This window comes from Paenibacillus chitinolyticus NBRC 15660 (genome assembly GCF_000739915.1).
GTDB classification, from domain to species: Bacteria; Bacillota; Bacilli; order Paenibacillales; family NBRC-103111; genus Paenibacillus_F; species Paenibacillus_F chitinolyticus.
In genome coordinates, this window is sequence record NZ_BBJT01000003.1 from 483,251 (window position 1) to 498,830 (window position 15,580).

At 51.9% G+C, this 15,580-nt stretch carries 17 protein-coding genes and 1 pseudogene; 7 read left to right on the forward strand and 11 right to left on the reverse strand.

The window, feature by feature from the left end:
- Window positions 1–32 precede the first annotated feature (32 nt).
- The gene (gene tatA / locus PCH01S_RS07420) at window positions 33–227 is read left to right on the forward strand and encodes a twin-arginine translocase TatA/TatE family subunit (RefSeq protein ID WP_042228109.1); all 195 of its coding nucleotides are present in this window, start codon (window positions 33–35) and stop codon (window positions 225–227) included.
- A gap of 215 nt (window positions 228–442) precedes the next feature.
- Complete coding sequence (locus tag PCH01S_RS07425; protein ID WP_042228111.1) at window positions 443–985, forward strand: 1,2-dihydroxy-3-keto-5-methylthiopentene dioxygenase; 543 nt, start codon at window positions 443–445, stop codon at window positions 983–985.
- Window positions 986–1,073: 88 nt separating this feature from the next.
- Here PCH01S_RS07425 and PCH01S_RS07430 read toward each other — a convergent pair whose 3' ends face one another.
- The 3 genes from PCH01S_RS07430 to PCH01S_RS07440 all read right to left on the reverse strand — a co-directional run bounded on the left by PCH01S_RS07430 (window position 1,074) and on the right by PCH01S_RS07440 (window position 2,863).
- Window positions 1,074–1,886 carry an HAD family hydrolase gene (locus PCH01S_RS07430; protein WP_042228112.1) on the reverse strand — a complete coding sequence of 271 codons (813 nt, stop codon included), beginning with the start codon at window positions 1,884–1,886 and terminating at the stop codon, window positions 1,074–1,076.
- A gap of 38 nt (window positions 1,887–1,924) precedes the next feature.
- Window positions 1,925–2,107 carry a DUF896 domain-containing protein gene (locus tag PCH01S_RS07435; protein WP_042228114.1) on the reverse strand — a complete coding sequence of 61 codons (183 nt, stop codon included), beginning with the start codon at window positions 2,105–2,107 and terminating at the stop codon, window positions 1,925–1,927.
- A 222-nt stretch (window positions 2,108–2,329) separates the two neighbouring features.
- Entirely contained in the window at window positions 2,330–2,863 is a 534-nt protein-coding gene (locus tag PCH01S_RS07440) for a LysM peptidoglycan-binding domain-containing protein (protein WP_042228116.1), read from the reverse strand.
- A 144-nt stretch (window positions 2,864–3,007) separates the two neighbouring features.
- Here PCH01S_RS07440 and lexA point away from each other — a divergent pair, with 144 nt between their 5' ends.
- Window positions 3,008–3,619 (forward strand): transcriptional repressor LexA, encoded by a 612-nt coding sequence (gene lexA / locus PCH01S_RS07445; RefSeq protein ID WP_042228118.1) that lies wholly within the window; start codon window positions 3,008–3,010, stop codon window positions 3,617–3,619.
- A gap of 158 nt (window positions 3,620–3,777) precedes the next feature.
- Here the strand turns inward: lexA and glnA are convergent, their stop codons facing one another.
- The 5 genes from glnA to PCH01S_RS07470 all read right to left on the reverse strand — a co-directional run bounded on the left by glnA (window position 3,778) and on the right by PCH01S_RS07470 (window position 9,656).
- A complete protein-coding gene (gene glnA / locus PCH01S_RS07450; RefSeq protein WP_042228120.1) occupies window positions 3,778–5,112 on the reverse strand; it encodes a type I glutamate--ammonia ligase in 1,335 nt (444 codons plus the stop codon).
- A 30-nt stretch (window positions 5,113–5,142) separates the two neighbouring features.
- Window positions 5,143–5,556, reverse strand: coding sequence for a MerR family transcriptional regulator (locus PCH01S_RS07455; protein ID WP_009674344.1), 414 nt, complete (start codon window positions 5,554–5,556; stop codon window positions 5,143–5,145).
- Window positions 5,557–5,749: 193 nt separating this feature from the next.
- Window positions 5,750–7,000, reverse strand: coding sequence for a methionine gamma-lyase family protein (locus tag PCH01S_RS07460; RefSeq protein WP_042228122.1), 1,251 nt, complete (start codon window positions 6,998–7,000; stop codon window positions 5,750–5,752).
- 19 nt (window positions 7,001–7,019) lie between these two features.
- Window positions 7,020–8,339, reverse strand: coding sequence for a GTPase HflX (gene hflX, locus PCH01S_RS07465; protein ID WP_042228123.1), 1,320 nt, complete (start codon window positions 8,337–8,339; stop codon window positions 7,020–7,022).
- Between the two features lie 351 nt (window positions 8,340–8,690).
- Window positions 8,691–9,656 (reverse strand): AAA family ATPase, encoded by a 966-nt coding sequence (locus PCH01S_RS07470; RefSeq protein WP_042228124.1) that lies wholly within the window; start codon window positions 9,654–9,656, stop codon window positions 8,691–8,693.
- A 192-nt stretch (window positions 9,657–9,848) separates the two neighbouring features.
- On the opposite strand from PCH01S_RS07470, the gene PCH01S_RS07475 reads away from it, so the two are divergent.
- Entirely contained in the window at window positions 9,849–10,562 is a 714-nt protein-coding gene (locus PCH01S_RS07475) for a hypothetical protein (RefSeq protein WP_042228125.1), read from the forward strand.
- Window positions 10,563–10,746: 184 nt separating this feature from the next.
- Here PCH01S_RS07475 and PCH01S_RS07480 read toward each other — a convergent pair whose 3' ends face one another.
- On the reverse strand, window positions 10,747–11,655 hold the full coding sequence (locus tag PCH01S_RS07480; protein ID WP_042228127.1) for a hypothetical protein: 909 nt from the start codon (window positions 11,653–11,655) through the stop codon (window positions 10,747–10,749).
- Window positions 11,655–12,665, reverse strand: coding sequence for a lipoate--protein ligase (locus PCH01S_RS07485; RefSeq protein WP_042228128.1), 1,011 nt, complete (start codon window positions 12,663–12,665; stop codon window positions 11,655–11,657). Before PCH01S_RS07485 ends, PCH01S_RS07480 begins: the two co-directional genes overlap by 1 nt.
- Window positions 12,666–12,875: 210 nt before the next feature.
- Here PCH01S_RS07485 and PCH01S_RS07490 point away from each other — a divergent pair, with 210 nt between their 5' ends.
- From PCH01S_RS07490 to PCH01S_RS07500, 3 genes and pseudogenes are all read left to right on the forward strand, one after another.
- Entirely contained in the window at window positions 12,876–13,649 is a 774-nt protein-coding gene (locus PCH01S_RS07490; RefSeq protein WP_042228130.1) for a GNAT family N-acetyltransferase, read from the forward strand.
- A 47-nt stretch (window positions 13,650–13,696) separates the two neighbouring features.
- Window positions 13,697–14,565: pseudogene (locus PCH01S_RS07495) on the forward strand (SDR family oxidoreductase).
- Window positions 14,566–14,782: 217 nt separating this feature from the next.
- On the forward strand, window positions 14,783–15,004 hold the full coding sequence (locus tag PCH01S_RS07500; RefSeq protein ID WP_009674360.1) for a hypothetical protein: 222 nt from the start codon (window positions 14,783–14,785) through the stop codon (window positions 15,002–15,004).
- Window positions 15,005–15,149: 145 nt separating this feature from the next.
- Here the strand turns inward: PCH01S_RS07500 and PCH01S_RS07505 are convergent, their stop codons facing one another.
- A complete protein-coding gene (locus tag PCH01S_RS07505) occupies window positions 15,150–15,485 on the reverse strand; it encodes a hypothetical protein (RefSeq protein WP_042228131.1) in 336 nt (111 codons plus the stop codon).
- Window positions 15,486–15,580: the final 95 nt, after the last annotated feature.

Genomic DNA, 15,580 nt, shown 5'->3' on the forward strand with positions numbered 1-15,580 from the left:
CACCCAAATCAATCTGGAAAGGAGGCATTCCCATGCTCAACAATATCGGCATATCGGGACTGCTCATCATCTTGATGTTGGCCCTCATTTTGTTCGGCCCTTCCAAGCTGCCGCAGCTCGGACGCGCTTTCGGGGATACGCTGCGCGAATTCCGCACGTCGACCAAAGAAATGGTGGACGATGTGGAGAAAAGCATCGAAACGTCAGACCGGGATAAACAATCCTGACGGTTTCATCTCGACTTGGCTCCTTAACGGACCTCTATATCGGCAAAAGAGAGCGTTTCTCCAGCAGGAGAAGCGTTCTTTTCAAATCCCATCGGAAAAGTTGTATTTTTTACCGGGAATCATCGACAGCCGGAGGTTTATCCTCTATAATCAGGTATAAACCTATTCCGACCTACGGGCGGCTATTATTTCCGAGAAAGAAAGAGGGATGAGAAATGGCTGAAATTCATATTCGCAACACGGGTGAACGCATTTCCGGAGAGGAGAATGTCCGGGCATTTCTGGACCGCCAGGAAGTTTTGTACGAGCATTGGAATCCGACCAAGCTGCCTGCCGACATTCAGGAGAAATTTATTTTGTCCGACGAGGAGAAAGCTCAAATTCTGAGCACCTTCGACGAGGAAATCCGCGATCTCGCCAAACGCCGCGGTTACCAGACATGGGACATCATCGCACTTTCCGACGCGACTCCGAACCTGGACGAGCTTCTTAAAAAATTCGAACAAGTGCATACGCACACCGAGGACGAAGTCCGTGCCATCACGGCCGGTAAAGGAATTTTTATCATCAAAGGTTCCGATGATGTCGGTTATTTCAACGTAGAGCTGGAAGCGGGCGATGTTATTTCCGTACCGGAACACAAGCCGCACTTCTTTACGCTGATGGACAATCGTCAAATCGTTGCCGTCCGCCTCTTTATCGAAACCGAAGGCTGGATTGCCCACCCGTTCGAGGATCCGACTTTTCAAAAAGCATAAGACGCCTCAAGCCGGATAACGGCGCTTACTCATCTAACTTATCCAAAAAAAACCCGCCGCTCGTTTAGATACGAGCGGCGGGTTTTTTTTATCCCGATATTTGAACTTCCCGCTCCGCTTCCAGAATACCCCGGATGTCGCGAAGAGAGGTGATTTCAAACGTTGGCTCGGCTTCTCCGTTAAAGAGCATACCGTGCCGGTTAATCCACATGTTCTTCATCCCGCAGCGGAAGGACCCGAGAATATCGGTCGTCAGCTTGTCGCCTACCATTACACATTCCCCGGCTTGAAGACCGAGAAGCTCCATGGCGTGATTGAAAATCGTGACGGCCGGCTTACCGTCGCCGAAATCACCGGAGATTACGATGTGATCGAAGTAAGGAGCCAGCTCCGGGACTCCCGCCAGTTTTTCGCGCTGCAGATCGGGGGATCCGTTTGTCAGCAGGAGCAATTTGTAAGACTTCTTAAGCTCGGCGAGCACTTCGAACGTCTCTTCGTAAACGATGGGACGAGATCTCCGTTCGGCGGGAAACTGCTCGGCGAGCCGCGCTCCCAGCTCCGGATCGTTAACGCCAAGAGCAGCGAGTCCGCGGATCCACGCTTCCTTGCGGTAACCGGGTGCCAGAGCCTGCAGCTTGCGGAACTCTTCCTGCTTTCCTTCCACAAAGTTGGCCCACAGCCCTTCAAACGGGTTGATTCCGATGTGCTGGGTGAAAGGAAACGTTTCGTAAGCTTCATACAAAGCGCGTGCTTCCTTGCGCACGGAAGCTTCCAACTCCGCGGGATTCACATCCGCATGGCGGGCCGCTTCCTCACAGGTAGCTTGAAACGCCTCCTTCACACTCCGGTCATCCCACAGCAGAGTGTCGTCCAAGTCAAACAAAATTGCTTTTACCGTCATCTTATAGATCCCCTTTACTGCCTCAGGCGGCCGATGATTTATTGTTCATCCGTATAATGGATGGAATCCAGCTGACCTCTTAGCTGTGTTTTCATAGCTGCAATATATTCTTTACGCAGTTCGTTGCGCTCCTCAAGCTCAGCCTCCGATAATCCGACGCTTTTTGCTTTCCGGGCCAACTCGTTAATGCGCTGTACTTTAAGTTGAAAAGTGTCACTCATACGTAAACCTCCTATTCAGCCGTTCAATATCTTATACTTTGCCATTCGCTATGGGGATTGTCAAGAAGCCGCCTGACTTAAACGGACACGATAAACGATAAAAAGACATATCCTGACAGGACATGTCTTTCGATTATTCGGTATTTTCATTTCGAGTCCGTTAACGGCCTGCGGATAGGACATGCAGATACTTGCAGATCAACCTTCTAATAGAAGAAAGACTTACGGCAGTTTGATGACATCGCCTGCTTTAAGGACGTCTCCCGCGGATAACTGATTGACCTTGCGCAGTTTGTAAATATACGCCCGCACATCGGAACCTTCCGGAGCCTGAGCCGCAGCGATACTCCACAGCGTGTCCCCTCTTTGTACGATGACGGAGGGCTCTGCGCTCTCCTGCTTGTTAAGAACCGCTGCCTGACGTTGTCCGTCGGCCGGGCTGTTCTCGCCGCTCGCGAACGCTTGAACCATAATGCCGCAGCTGAAGGCGATCAGCAGCACAATCGCGATTACGGCCGTGCGCACGATATTGCGATTGGATTTTTTTGCATATCGAACATTCGTTCTCTCCCCCGCTTTAAGGGCACCCTGTTCGCTCTTGAAATCGGAAACACGCGACGTAAAACGGCTGCTGTTCTCCCGATGATCGTTCGCTCTATTAGCCGCCGTTGTATGCGGTGAAGCCTTGTCAGTTGCGGGCTGATCCCCGCTTCTTGTATGTAAGGAAAGTTCCGGATTGGCAAAGTATGCATTCATCAATAACGCCCCCAAACATTTGTTCTGTTTTGAATTTAACACGAACGAATGTTTGTGTCAACGCATTTTTTCGAACTTATGTTTGTACGAACTCCGGTTCTGTGCTATACTCTAGGTAATTTATACATACTGGAGTGATACGTAATGGGCAAGGTCTCGCAGCGCCAACTGGCCATCCTTGAATTTATCAAGAATGAAGTGAAAGATAAAGGCTACCCGCCATCCGTCAGAGAAATCGGGGAAGCCGTAGGTCTCGCATCCAGCTCGACGGTGCACGGGCATCTCGAACGTCTGGAGAAGAAGGGACTGATCCGCCGCGATCCGACGAAACCGAGAGCCATCGAGATTACGGACGGAGATTCCGATTTCGCGCTTTCCATCGCGCAAGTCCCTCTCATCGGCAAAGTAACCGCAGGTATGCCGATTACGGCTACCGAGAACATTGAAGACTACTTCCCTCTTCCGATGCACCTCGTTAGCGATTATAACGTCTTTATGCTGAATGTCGTGGGCGAGAGCATGATCGAAGCCGGCATTCACAACGGGGACATGGTGATCGTCCGTCAGCAGCAAACGGCGAACAACGGAGACATCGTCGTCGCCATGACCGATGAAGACGAAGCGACGGTGAAGCGTTTCTACAAAGAACGCGATCATATCCGTCTGCAGCCCGAGAATTCCACCATGGATCCTCTTTTGCTTAATAATGTGACGATTCTGGGCAAAGTGATTGGTCTGTTCCGCAACATCCATTAATCCGGCCTTGGCAATGCAGCTGCCTATTACGCTAATAACATAGAAGAACCCGCAGAAATTGCTTTCTGCGGGTTCTTTTTTTATGAGGCAGCCCGGGAGCTGATCTTATGATGATCTTGGATACCAACCTTCGATCAGCCTTACCCGGCCCGGCTATCTTAGTAAAGCGTCATGTACTGCTCGCGTTCCCAAGCGTGAACTTGAGTGCGGTACATGTCGTATTCGATTTCTTTCAGTTCCACGAAATGCGCAAGCGCGTGTTCGCCCAGCGCGTCGCCGATCACTTCGCTTTTGAGCAGCTCGTCAAGCGCTTCTCTAAGGTTACCCGGGAGGCTAGGGATTCCCTGCTCGATACGCTCTTCTTCGGTCATTACATAGATGTTGCGGTCGGTCGGAGGCGGCAGCTGAGTTTTGTTCTTGATGCCGTCCAGACCCGCTCTCAGCAGAACCGCCAGAGCCAGGTACGGGTTAGCCGCCGGATCCGGGTTGCGAACTTCAACACGCGTGCTGAGGCCGCGGGAAGCCGGAATACGGATCATCGGGCTGCGGTTGCTTGCAGACCAGGCTACGTAACAAGGTGCTTCGTAACCGGGCACGAGACGCTTGTAAGAGTTGACGGTCGGGTTAGTAATCGCTGCGAATGCACGGGCATGTTGCAGGACACCGGCCATGAAGTGACGAGCGTCTGCGCTGAGACCCAGCGGATCTTTCTCGTCTACGAATGCGTTCTCTCCGCCTTTGAACAAAGACTGGTTGCAGTGCATACCGGAACCGTTTACGCCGAAGAGCGGCTTCGGCATGAACGTTGCGTGCAGCCCATGCTGTCTGGCGATCGTTTTAACGACAAGTTTAAACGTCTGGATCTGGTCGGCAGCTTTAACCGCATCCGCATATTTAAAGTCGATTTCGTGCTGTCCCGGAGCCACTTCGTGGTGGGAAGCCTCGATCTCGAAGCCCATTTCTTCAAGCTTAAGCACGATTTCACGACGGCAGTTCTCGCCAAGATCCGTAGGAGCCAGGTCAAAATATCCGCCTTGGTCGTTCAGTTCGAGGGTCGGGTTGCCTTTCTCGTCGGTTTTGAACAGGAAGAATTCCGGCTCGGGACCTACGTTCATCGACGTGTAACCCATTTCCTCGGCTTCCTTCAGAGCACGTTTCAGAATTCCGCGCGGATCGCCAGGGAAAGGAGTGCCGTCAGGCAGATAAACGTCGCAGATCAGACGGGCAACTTTGCTTTCCGTCACCCAAGGGAAGATGACCCACGTATTCAGATCCGGGTACAGATACATATCGGATTCCTCGATACGCACGTAACCTTCGATGGACGAACCGTCGAACATCATTTTGTTATCAAGCGCTTTTTGAAGCTGACTGACCGGGATTTCCACGTTTTTAATCGTGCCAAGGAGATCGGTGAATTGAAGACGGATAAAACGGACGTTCTCTTCTTTGGCGATTCTTAGAATATCCTCTTTCGTGTAAGAAACTGTCATAAACTTCTCCTCCTCTTACCCCATTGCTTTTTATTTTGGAAAAAATCGGGATAACTCACCTTGAATCAGCGATACCTGACCCGGACGCTTGCCCCCGCCGAGCAGCTGCTGCTTCAACATTTTGTGCAGCTGGGTGTCTGTCAGTTCTTTGCGTTTCACTTCGGTTTGTTCGGTAATAACGGTAGCTTCCTCGGAGTCTTTGGAGATTGGCAGCAGCACTTGTTTAATGCCCGCAATGTTAACGCCTTTCTCAATCAGATCCTTGATCTCAAGCAATCTCTCCACATCGTTGAACGAATACAACCGCTGGTTGCCGGAGGTTCTTGCCGGGATCACGAGTTCGTGCTGCTCATAGTAACGAATTTGTCTGGCAGTCAAATCGGTCAGTTTCATCACAATACCGATTGGAAAAAGAGCCATATTTCTGCGGATATCATCACTCATGATCGATTCACTCCTGAACGTTAAGTTCTGCTCTTATTGTAAAGGAAAGTACGGAAACATGTCAAGTTATGTTAGATTAATTTACAAGAGAAAATGAAACGGACATTTCGGCCCCATAAAAAGCCGAAATGTCCGTTTCTTTTCCGCTTTTCGCGGATTATCCTCAACCTTTTGCCCGAACCTCACATGACATTTATAGCAAACCCCGCTCCTTCATATGCTGTAAAGCCGTCAACACGCCCAGTTTACAGTGGGAATAGGTCAACCCGCCCTGCATGTAGGCGATATACGGCTCCCGGATCGGCGCGTCGGCGGACAATTCCAGGCTTCCCCCTTGGATGAAGGTGCCTGCCGCCATAATGACGGGGTGTTCGTACCCCGGCATATCCCACGGCTCCGGCGTCACATGCGCGTCTACCGCCGATGCCCGCTGAACCCCCTGCACGAACGTGATCAGATGCTCGGCGCTCGTGAACTCGATCGCCTGAATCAGATCCGTGCGGGGATCTTCCGGTCTCGGCCGGGTTTTGAAGCCGAGCTGTTCGAAAACGGCCGCGGCGACCACCGAACCCTTCACGGCTTGTCCGACGAGATGGGGGGCCAGGAACAGCCCCTGATACAGCGAGCGGGTCGTTCCCAGCATGGCCCCCACTTCGCCGCCGATTCCCGGCGCCGTCAGCCGGTAGGCCGCCAGCTCGACAAGCTCTTTGCGTCCGGCGATATACCCGCCCGAAGCCGCAAGCCCGCCTCCCGGGTTCTTGATCAAAGACCCGGCGATGAGGTCGGCTCCGACCTCATTCGGCTCCAGCCGTTCGGTAAATTCGCCGTAACAGTTGTCGACGAATACGATCAAGTCCGAACGGATGCTTTTCACAAGCTTCACCATCTCCCCGATGGCCGCAACGGTAAACGACGCGCGCCAGTCGTATCCCCTCGAACGCTGGATGCCGATGACTTTCGTTTTCGGCGTAATCGCCGCACGGATACCGGCTTCGTCGAGGGAGCCGTCACCCAGAAGCGGTACCTCCCGGTAGCCGATCCCGAAGTCCTGGAGAGAACCGGTGCCGTCTCCCGGCTTCCCGATTACTTTATGCAGCGTATCGTAAGGCTTGCCCGTAATGTAAACCAGCTCGTCCCCCGGCCGTAATACGCCGAAGAGCGCCGTGCCGATCGTATGGGTCCCCGATACGAAATGAGGACGTACGAGCGCGGCCTCCGCGCCGAACACTTCCGCGTACACGAGATCAAGCAGCTCGCGGCCTCTGTCGTTGTAGCCGTAACCCGTAGAAGAAGCGAAATGATAATCGCTTATGCCCTGGTTTTGAAAAGCGGCGACCACCTTCCACTGGTTGTGGTCGATCGTCCGTTCAATCTCACGGAAGCGTGGTTGAACGCCCTCCTCCGCCTTTTCCATAATGGCCATGATGTCTGAATCGAATTGCATATCGTCCGTTCCCTCTCCCTTATTCTCCCTGCGTGTCCTGCTTGTCCTTCTCTTCCTTGACTTCGTAAGGAGAAAGCAGGTACTGCACTTTATCGTAATCATCCTTATTAATGTTCACCCGGAACGTCAGTACGTCTTCCTCCGCCCCGCTTTCCGCCACGTCGCCTACCCGGTACACAAGAGCGATGATATCTCCCTTATCCGCAGGAATGCGGAACGTGCGGCTGTCTCCCATCAGCGTTTCTTGAATCAGGAGTTTTACTCTTTCCTGGTCTTTCTCCTCATAGGCGGAGATCCGCAAGTGCGGCAGGTTCGTCGTCAGCAGTTGAAGCTCTTGCTCCGTGCATAAGTCGATCTTGTTAAAAAGCACCGCCTGAGGCTTGCCGCTCGCTCCCAGATCGCCGAGCACTTCATTCACCACCCGCATCTGCTCCTCGCGCATCGGGCTGGAGCTGTCCACGACGTGAAGCAGAAAATCGGCTTCGCACGCTTCTTCCAGGGTGGCCCGGAATGCCGCTACGACATCGTGGGGCAGATTCTGGATAAATCCGACCGTATCGGTCAGCACGACTTCCTTGCCGCTCGGAAGCTCCAGCATGCGGGAAGTCGGATCGAGCGTGGCGAACAGCTCGTTCTGCACGTACACGTCCGCGTTCGTCAATTGACGCAGCAGCGTCGATTTGCCCGAGTTCGTGTACCCCACAAGCGCCACCTGGTAGACACCGGTTTTGCGCCGGCGTTCGCGGTGCAGCGTGCGGTGGCGGACCATCTCCTGAAGATGCGCCTTCAGCTCGCCGATGCGGCCGCGGATGTGACGGCGGTCCGTCTCCAGCTTGGACTCGCCGGGACCTCTTGTCCCGATGCCCCCGCCGAGACGGGACAAGTTCTTGCCGTGCCCTGAAAGCCGCGGAAGCAGGTAGCTCAGCTGCGCCAGCTCCACCTGTACGATCCCTTCGCGGGTGCGGGCGCGCCCGGCAAAAATATCGAGGATGAGCTGCGTCCGGTCGATAATTTTGACGTCCAGCGCTTCCTCCAGGTTGCGGACCTGCGCGCCCGACAGTTCCTGGTCGAAGATCGCCGTCGTCGCCTCATGCTCATCGATCAGCGCTTTCAGCTCTTCGACCTTGCCTTTGCCGATAAACCATTTCGTATCGGCTCTTTCCCGGTTCTGCGTCAACGTTTCCAGCACTTCGACGCCGGCCGTTTCCGCGAGCTGGATCAGCTCCTGGAGAGAGTAAGCCACGAGTTCTTCGTGTTTCTTCATATTATCCGTAACCAGGCTTACGAGAATAGCGCGGTCTTTCATTCCGGTTCTGACTTCATGACCTGTTTGTTTCATGCAGTGTCTCCTTTTGGGTATATGTATCGCCATATCGGTGGAAATTATAGGCTCGTTAAGGGATCTAAAGCATCATTATCTCTCATTATTACCTTTTTTACAAAGGTATTCACCAATTTCTTTTGCCTCCGGCGAGGTCTTATCCTTTCATCGCTTATACGGGGTCTTTTCCCGCAGCCGTTAAGCGCATTTAAGTCGGAAAAGCACAAGCAGCTTGCAAATAAAAAAACTTATCTTTTGCAGATAAGTTTTTTCGCCCTATGCCGGGCAAACCGTGCTCCGAGCTCTAGTCGGCGGTTTTCATGCCTGCCTATGGCGCTGCTTTAGCCGTACAGTCCCCATTTAGTCGGGTCAAGAAACGCCGTACTCCATTTTAAGCTTATTTTCCGTTGCCGCCACATCTTGAGGCAGGATCTCCATCAGGTCCTGCTTGGACGGCTTTTTGTACCGGCTTAATAACCGGACCGCCTGATTTCTTATCGATTTCTCAATCACATTGCGCACGAACCGCGCATTATTGAAATTAAGGCTCGTTTCTTTCTCCATCATAATGATGTCCCTCAGTTTATTGACCGATTCGAGGCGCATCGTGTAATCACGCTCGCTCATCATCAATTCCGCGATTTGAATAAGCTGATCCACATTGTAATCCGTAAAATCAACCTGAATCGGAAAACGCGAAGGCAGCCCCGGATTCGTCGATAAAAAATAATCGATTTCGTCGGGATACCCGGCGAGAATCAAAATAAAATCATTTTTGTGATCCTCCAGGCTCTTCACGAGACAATCGATCGCCTCTTTGCCGAAATCCTTCTCCCCGCCTCTTGCCAGACTGTAGGCTTCATCGATAAAAAGGATGCCCCCGAGCGCTTTTTTGATCAAATCCCTCGTTTTGATGGCTGTATGCCCGATATATTCTCCGACGAGATCGGCACGCTCCACCTCGATCAGATGACCTTTGCTCAGAACACCCAGGCTTTTAAACAACTTGGCCAGTATTCTTGCCACGGTCGTTTTTCCCGTCCCCGGATTGCCTTTAAAAATCATATGGTAAACCTGCGAATTATCTTTAAGTCCGGCTGCGCTTCTTAACTTGTTGATATGCAGCGTAGCGTACATTTGATAAATAAGATCTTTCACTTCCTGCAGGCCGATCATCGTGTTCAGTTCCTTAAGCGTTTCGTTGAACGTTTCGGATTGGATGTCCAAAGTCGTGCTTTCCGGTTCCTGTATAAGTGGCGCAGCCTCTTGACTGTTGAACACAATATTGATCTGTGAATTGCTTCTGACCGTTATTCGTCTTGAAGTTGCGTCCATTCTCCTCACCTCTTTCGTAATTATATGCAGGGAAGGAACGGGGTCATGCAACAAACTTGGCGGCGGAACGGACGCGTATTTTAAGGGAGGCTGCGGCTCGGGTGCCGGGCTCCCGAACCAACCGGACATTGCCATATTCTGGTACATATGTTAAGGTCGCCTTGTATCTTCATTTTTAAAGGAAGTGAGTCCGTGAAGAAATTGGTTTCGGCATTGCTTGCCGCAGCTGTTCCGGCAGTCTCCCCTGCCACAGCGGTTTATGGAGCAGCTATAGAATCCGAGTATACGGATGCCGCGAGCGGTATCCGGTTCAGCACGTTCAGCATTCTTTCCGAGCACCGGGGAATCACAGATGCGGCCGTCCGGTATACGGATCCAAAGCGTAAACAGAAGAGCCCTGCCCTGCAAAGTAAAGCTGCTCTCGCGCCGGCGGAACAAATTTCCGAAGTTTATGATCACTCCGTCTATTCCAACGGGGGAACGAGCATGACGAGCTTGACATCCAGCCCGAGAGAAAATGACATTTTTCTAGTGTCCACCGCTCGCGGCAGCAGTCATACCCTAACCGAACCCAGGCGAATAAGCGCTTCTCTGCAAATTAGCGGAGTCTACAACAGCGGTATCGTCAAACTTGTAAGGCTGGCCGTAATCGGAAACGCTTCGGGGGAACTCAGCTATGTATGGCCCCCTTCCAAGGTGTACACGGCACCGGAAACCGTGCCTTTTCATCGTGATTATTATGGAGCTGTCCAGTACGATACCTCTTCCACACAGGTGCGCCAGACCGATATTTATAAACAATATTACAAATCCATTTATGTAAGAGAGGTTCACTATGACCGGGGGATTGTTGAAACGGTTTCTTCCAAAGCCCCGAAACCTGTAGAATACTCCATTGATTTTTAGAAACCCTTATACGGGTGAAACCGGGTTTAACCTTTCATTTTCCTTACCGCAAAAGCTTCATAAAAAAACCGGACTATTGTCGGTTTAACCATAAAAAAAGAGGGGATCTTCCGCCCCTCTTTGCTCTATCTATTCACTTCAAAAACAGGCACGCACTAGATGTTCACCGACTTAACGGAAGTCACTATTCACGATTTTCCGTGCCTCCAGCTTGCTCCAACTCTCCGGATTCATCCTCTGCCGAAGTGTCACCGTCTTCCTCCAGCGCCGCGGAAATTTGCTCCGAAGCACGGCCGACTGCCGCGTCCAAATAAAGTGAATCCAGATCGGCACGCCAATCCGCGACAAAGTAGAGGATATACTCCGAAGGCACGCCTGCCATGTCCGCCTGATCCCAATCCCCGGCCAAGTCGGTAAGCCTCAGATCTTCACCCTTATAGGGTCCCGAGGCAAAAAAATCGTTCGCCCAGTTCAACTGGAAAAGATGGCCGTCAGGCGCCTGAACCGCAGTAGGCGCGTAGCCCATCCGGATCTCCTGCGCCCGGGACGTGGCCAGCCGGACATCGGCCGAAAGCGTATAAGGAGACGGCTCCACGCTTGCGACCTCGTCGCAAAAACGGATACGGCGGCCGTCCTGCCATAAATCGATCGGGGGCCGGCTTTGAAAGCTGACGTACGCCATGTCGAACGTTTCGCCGCGCACGGTCGTCACCCGGCAGGGAACTTCCGCGGAAGTCCGGCCGCCGGCAATGCTGCCTTGAGCCGTGGCCCCGATTTTCCCCAGCTCGTCCCAAATCTCATCGGATACCTCGTAGGTACCCGCATTCCAATGCTCCACCAGACCGGCTTTGGAAGGGTGAATATACGACATCATAATACCGTCCCTGCCGAGGTACCACCTGCTGCCGCAATTCTCACACGCGTATTCCCAGCCGTGCTTCAGCTGTCTCTCGATCTTGAGCGCCCGCTGCACCTGCTTCGACTCGGCATCGTGGCCGTGCTGGAACCGGGCCCAGTTAAACGAAATATACTTCTTGCCGCTGCACTGGGGACATGCCGCCGGAGGCGATGATTTGCGGGAGAGACGAGGCATTACGCCTCCTCTCCTTTCAAAGTCAGCAGCCCGATAAATTCTTCCTTGCCGACTGCGCCGAAATAGGCGGTAATATCCGTCCCCTCGAGTGCCTGTTCCAGCGACTGGGTATCGTACTTCACACCGGTAAGCAGGCGTTCGATTTCCTCGACATCTTTGACCCCGAAGAAATCGCCGTAAATTTTCATTTTACCGATGCGGCCTTCCTCCAGATTCATGCGTACATCAATCGTTCCCACCGGAAAACGCTTGGAATTGACGAGCTCGCTTTTCGGCGATTTGCCGTAATTCCAATCCCAATTGCCGTAGCGCTCCGCGGAAAGCTCGTGGATCGCCTTCCAGTCCTTCTCCGTTAAAACATACTGAGGCACTTCCGATGCGCTCATGCCGAAAATAGTTTCCAGAAGCTCTTGTCTGAATTCTTCGATCGTCATGGGCTTATTAAGGAATTCCGCAATGTTGGCGACACGGCTGCGGATGGATTTGATCCCTTTGGATTGAATTTTGTCCGCTTTGACCCGCAGGGCCGAAACGACATGCTCGATGTCGGACTGAAAAAGCAGCGTTCCGTGGCTGAACAAGCGCCCTTTCGTCGCGAACATGGCGTTGCCCGAAATTTTGCGTTCTCCCACCTGAATATCGTTGCGTCCGCTCAGCTCGGCATCCACCCCCAGCTTGCGCAGGGCTTGTACAACGGGCTCCGTGAATTTACGGAAGTTATGGAACGATTCACCGTCATCCTTGGTAATGAAGCTGAAATTCAGATTTCCGTGATCGTGATAAACGGCCCCGCCTCCCGACAAACGTCTGACGACGTGAATCCCGTTCTGTTCCACATACTCCGTGTTGATTTCCTCAACCGTGTTCTGATTTTTTCCTATAATAATCGAAGGCTCGTTTATGTAAAAAAGCAGATAGGTTTCGTCTGCAGGCAAATTTTTGAGTGCATATTCCTCTATCGCCAAATTGATTTGCGGTTTTGTAATGGATTGATTATCGATAAACAGCATAGGGACCTCCACAGCGTTTTTCTTTTATTTTAAATCATTTTTGTCGAAAAAGATATTTTCAAGCCATTAGCGGAGCTGATCATGAAAATGCTTGAATAAAAATGAAGAACGATGTATTTTTATACATAACTATGCATGTTTATAAGATGCCGGCTCGTTTAACTGTTTCCCTTGTGTGGTAAAGACGAGTTAGGTCAAGGAGATGACCCGATGAACACGAAGATGGATTGGCTTGCTTTGGAAAAATGGGCGGCGGACCAGTGGCCTCCGGAGGAAAGCGAAGCGCTTGGCCATTGGCTTCTGAGAGCCTCGGGAGGGTTTACGAAGCGCGCGAACAGTGTGCTTGCCGTCGGAGACTTTCCGGCCGAGCCCGACTGGTATGAGCGGATATGCCGCTTCTATCGTGACCGCGGCCAGCCGGCCGTGTTTCATATCAGCAATTCGTCGCCGCCGGAGCTGGATCTCATGCTGGAAGACAGGGGCGGCATTGTAACGGTCCCCTGCTTCGGTATGATCGCTCCGGCAGCGGAACTGAACGCGAGGCTGCGCCCGCATCAAGACCGGACCGACGTCAGCGCCGAGCTGCTTGCGTCCCCGGACTCGGCATGGATGGAAGATTACATGCTGCTGGAGGGTCATGCCGTGGAAGCACGCTCCTTCTACGAAGGTCTGCTGGAACGCATGCCCGCTCCGAAGGCATTCGTCCGCCTGCTGTCGCGGGATGGCGAGACTGTCGCACTGGGTACGGCCCATGCCTCCGGCGGCCGGGCGATTTGGTCCAACATCATTGTCCGGGAAGACCGCCGGGGACACGGCTTCGCGAAAGCGCTGCTGGCTCATTTGGCTGCCTGGTGCGCCGATAACGGGGCACGGTCCGTTTTTTTGCAGGTGCTACAGGACAACGCGGCCGCTCTTCATTTGTATGAAAGCGCAGGATTCAAACCCGAATTCAGGTACCATTACAGGGTTATGCAGCAAACATGATTTTTTTCCGTGCAAAGGGAAGCTAGAACAGAAAGGAGACGGTTTTCATGACGACGAACAATGAGCAGAAGCAGACATTCCCGCCGCAGCACCAGAACAATCAACCCGGTATCGAGACGCAAATGACTCCTCAGCCGCAATTCGAGGACAGCAACTACAGGCCGGCCGGCAAGCTTAAAGGCAAGGTCGCGCTCATTACCGGGGGTGCAGCGGAATCGGGCGTGCGGTTGCCGTGGCATACGCCCAAGAAGGGGCGGACGTGGCCATCGTTTACTTAAGCGAACATTCGGATGCGGAGAAAACCAATTCCCTTGTAGAGCGGGAGGGCCGCAAATGCCTTCTGATTCCCGGCGACCTCGGAGACGAACCCTTCTGTAAAAAGGTGATCGACCAGACTGTCAGCGAGTTCGGCAAACTCGACATTCTCGTCAACAACGCGGCGGAGCAGCATCCGCAGAACAGCCTTGAAGATATTACGGCGGAACAGCTCGAAAAAACGTTCCGGACCAACATATTCTCGATGTTCTTCCTTACGAAGGCCGCTCTCCCTCATTTAAAAAGAGGAAGCGCCGTAATCAACACGGCTTCCATCACCGCTTATAAAGGAAACCCGACGCTGATCGACTACTCGTCCACCAAAGGGGCTATCGTTTCCTTTACCCGCGCGCTCTCCCAATCCATTATCGAAAAAGGGATCCGCGTAAACGGCGTAGCTCCGGGACCGATCTGGACACCGCTTATTCCGTCCACCTTTACGGAGGACAAGGTAGCGGCTTTCGGTTCGGATGCACCTATGAAAAGAGCCGGGCAGCCCGAGGAGCTCGCTCCGAGCTACGTCTTCCTTGCTTCGGACGACTCTTCCTACATGTCGGGGCAAATTCTTCACGTCAACGGAGGCACCGTCGTTAATGGCTGAGCCGATAACGCCAGCGGTTTAACGATAAAAACTGACGCAGAGACATTCTCTCGTCAGTTTTTTGCTATCCGGGTCCGGATATCTTGACAATTGTGTTAAAATCCAAAAAAAGACAGAAATATTTCTGTCGAATTGTCCGATATAGGTTGTCTTTTATTGGTAAATGGGGTATCTTACTAGAGTAGTAAAAATTTGATAGTGAAAGGAGGCGACTAAAATGGAAAAAATGTGCATGCAAATGATGATGACCATGTGTATGGATGAAATGATGTGCAAAATGAACACCATGAAATCCATGATGGACAGCATGATGCAGATGAACATGATGTCTGAAATGAACATGGATATGGACATGATGATGGGCAAAATGCAAGAGTGCGACGAGAAAATGACGATGATGATGAAGATGATGAGCGAGATGAAACAAATGTCTATGTAATCCGGACTTTCTAACTGAATCTCCTATTCATCCCACAATGAGTAGGATCATCATCCCGGCAGAGCGGACGACCGCATGTCTTTTTTTTTTGCTTTTTAAGACTCTACGGCGTAAGAAACCGAATGAACTTCAAAACATCCCCATCTTACTTGACCGCTAATATTTTCTTCGATATTTCAATCCTCTGCGATTTAAGAACCCATACCTGCTCCCGGATCGTTTCAATCTGAGTGTTGTCCTTGCTCTGCCTCAGCTGTTCGAACAGCTCCAGCATTTTCAAATTAATCGAATCATACATTTTCCAAAGATCTTGTCTCAACCTCGCCCGAATTTCCTGCTGAACGTAGTTGTCCCTGAACTTGAGCAATTCTATTATCGCTTGCTGCCACTCCGTATCTCCAAGGGAGCCGGCGTAATTATACAGATCCAGATGATCATCTACCCATTTACGGGACCATTCTTGTACAGAGGGGGTTCGCATGACCATCAGCTCCTTCAACATCTTATACCTAGTATTATACTGGGATTAATAAGAAATACAAGAGGGGAATTGAAATAATTTACAGCTGTTTTCAG

What these genes read in the sequence shown, in the direction of transcription:
- tatA (WP_042228109.1), top strand. Translation starts at nt 33, where the DNA reads ATGCTCAACAATATCGGCATATCGGGACTGCTCATCATCTTGATGTTG.
- PCH01S_RS07425 (WP_042228111.1), top strand. Translation starts at nt 443, where the DNA reads ATGGCTGAAATTCATATTCGCAACACGGGTGAACGCATTTCCGGAGAG.
- PCH01S_RS07430 (WP_042228112.1), bottom strand. Translation starts at nt 1,886, where the DNA reads ATGACGGTAAAAGCAATTTTGTTTGACTTGGACGACACTCTGCTGTGG.
- PCH01S_RS07435 (WP_042228114.1), bottom strand. Translation starts at nt 2,107, where the DNA reads ATGAGTGACACTTTTCAACTTAAAGTACAGCGCATTAACGAGTTGGCC.
- PCH01S_RS07440 (WP_042228116.1), bottom strand. Translation starts at nt 2,863, where the DNA reads ATGAATGCATACTTTGCCAATCCGGAACTTTCCTTACATACAAGAAGC.
- lexA (WP_042228118.1), top strand. Translation starts at nt 3,008, where the DNA reads ATGGGCAAGGTCTCGCAGCGCCAACTGGCCATCCTTGAATTTATCAAG.
- glnA (WP_042228120.1), bottom strand. Translation starts at nt 5,112, where the DNA reads ATGACAGTTTCTTACACGAAAGAGGATATTCTAAGAATCGCCAAAGAA.
- PCH01S_RS07455 (WP_009674344.1), bottom strand. Translation starts at nt 5,556, where the DNA reads ATGAGTGATGATATCCGCAGAAATATGGCTCTTTTTCCAATCGGTATT.
- PCH01S_RS07460 (WP_042228122.1), bottom strand. Translation starts at nt 7,000, where the DNA reads ATGCAATTCGATTCAGACATCATGGCCATTATGGAAAAGGCGGAGGAG.
- hflX (WP_042228123.1), bottom strand. Translation starts at nt 8,339, where the DNA reads ATGAAACAAACAGGTCATGAAGTCAGAACCGGAATGAAAGACCGCGCT.
- PCH01S_RS07470 (WP_042228124.1), bottom strand. Translation starts at nt 9,656, where the DNA reads ATGGACGCAACTTCAAGACGAATAACGGTCAGAAGCAATTCACAGATC.
- PCH01S_RS07480 (WP_042228127.1), bottom strand. Translation starts at nt 11,655, where the DNA reads ATGCCTCGTCTCTCCCGCAAATCATCGCCTCCGGCGGCATGTCCCCAG.
- PCH01S_RS07485 (WP_042228128.1), bottom strand. Translation starts at nt 12,665, where the DNA reads ATGCTGTTTATCGATAATCAATCCATTACAAAACCGCAAATCAATTTG.
- PCH01S_RS07490 (WP_042228130.1), top strand. Translation starts at nt 12,876, where the DNA reads ATGAACACGAAGATGGATTGGCTTGCTTTGGAAAAATGGGCGGCGGAC.
- PCH01S_RS07500 (WP_009674360.1), top strand. Translation starts at nt 14,783, where the DNA reads ATGGAAAAAATGTGCATGCAAATGATGATGACCATGTGTATGGATGAA.
- PCH01S_RS07505 (WP_042228131.1), bottom strand. Translation starts at nt 15,485, where the DNA reads ATGCGAACCCCCTCTGTACAAGAATGGTCCCGTAAATGGGTAGATGAT.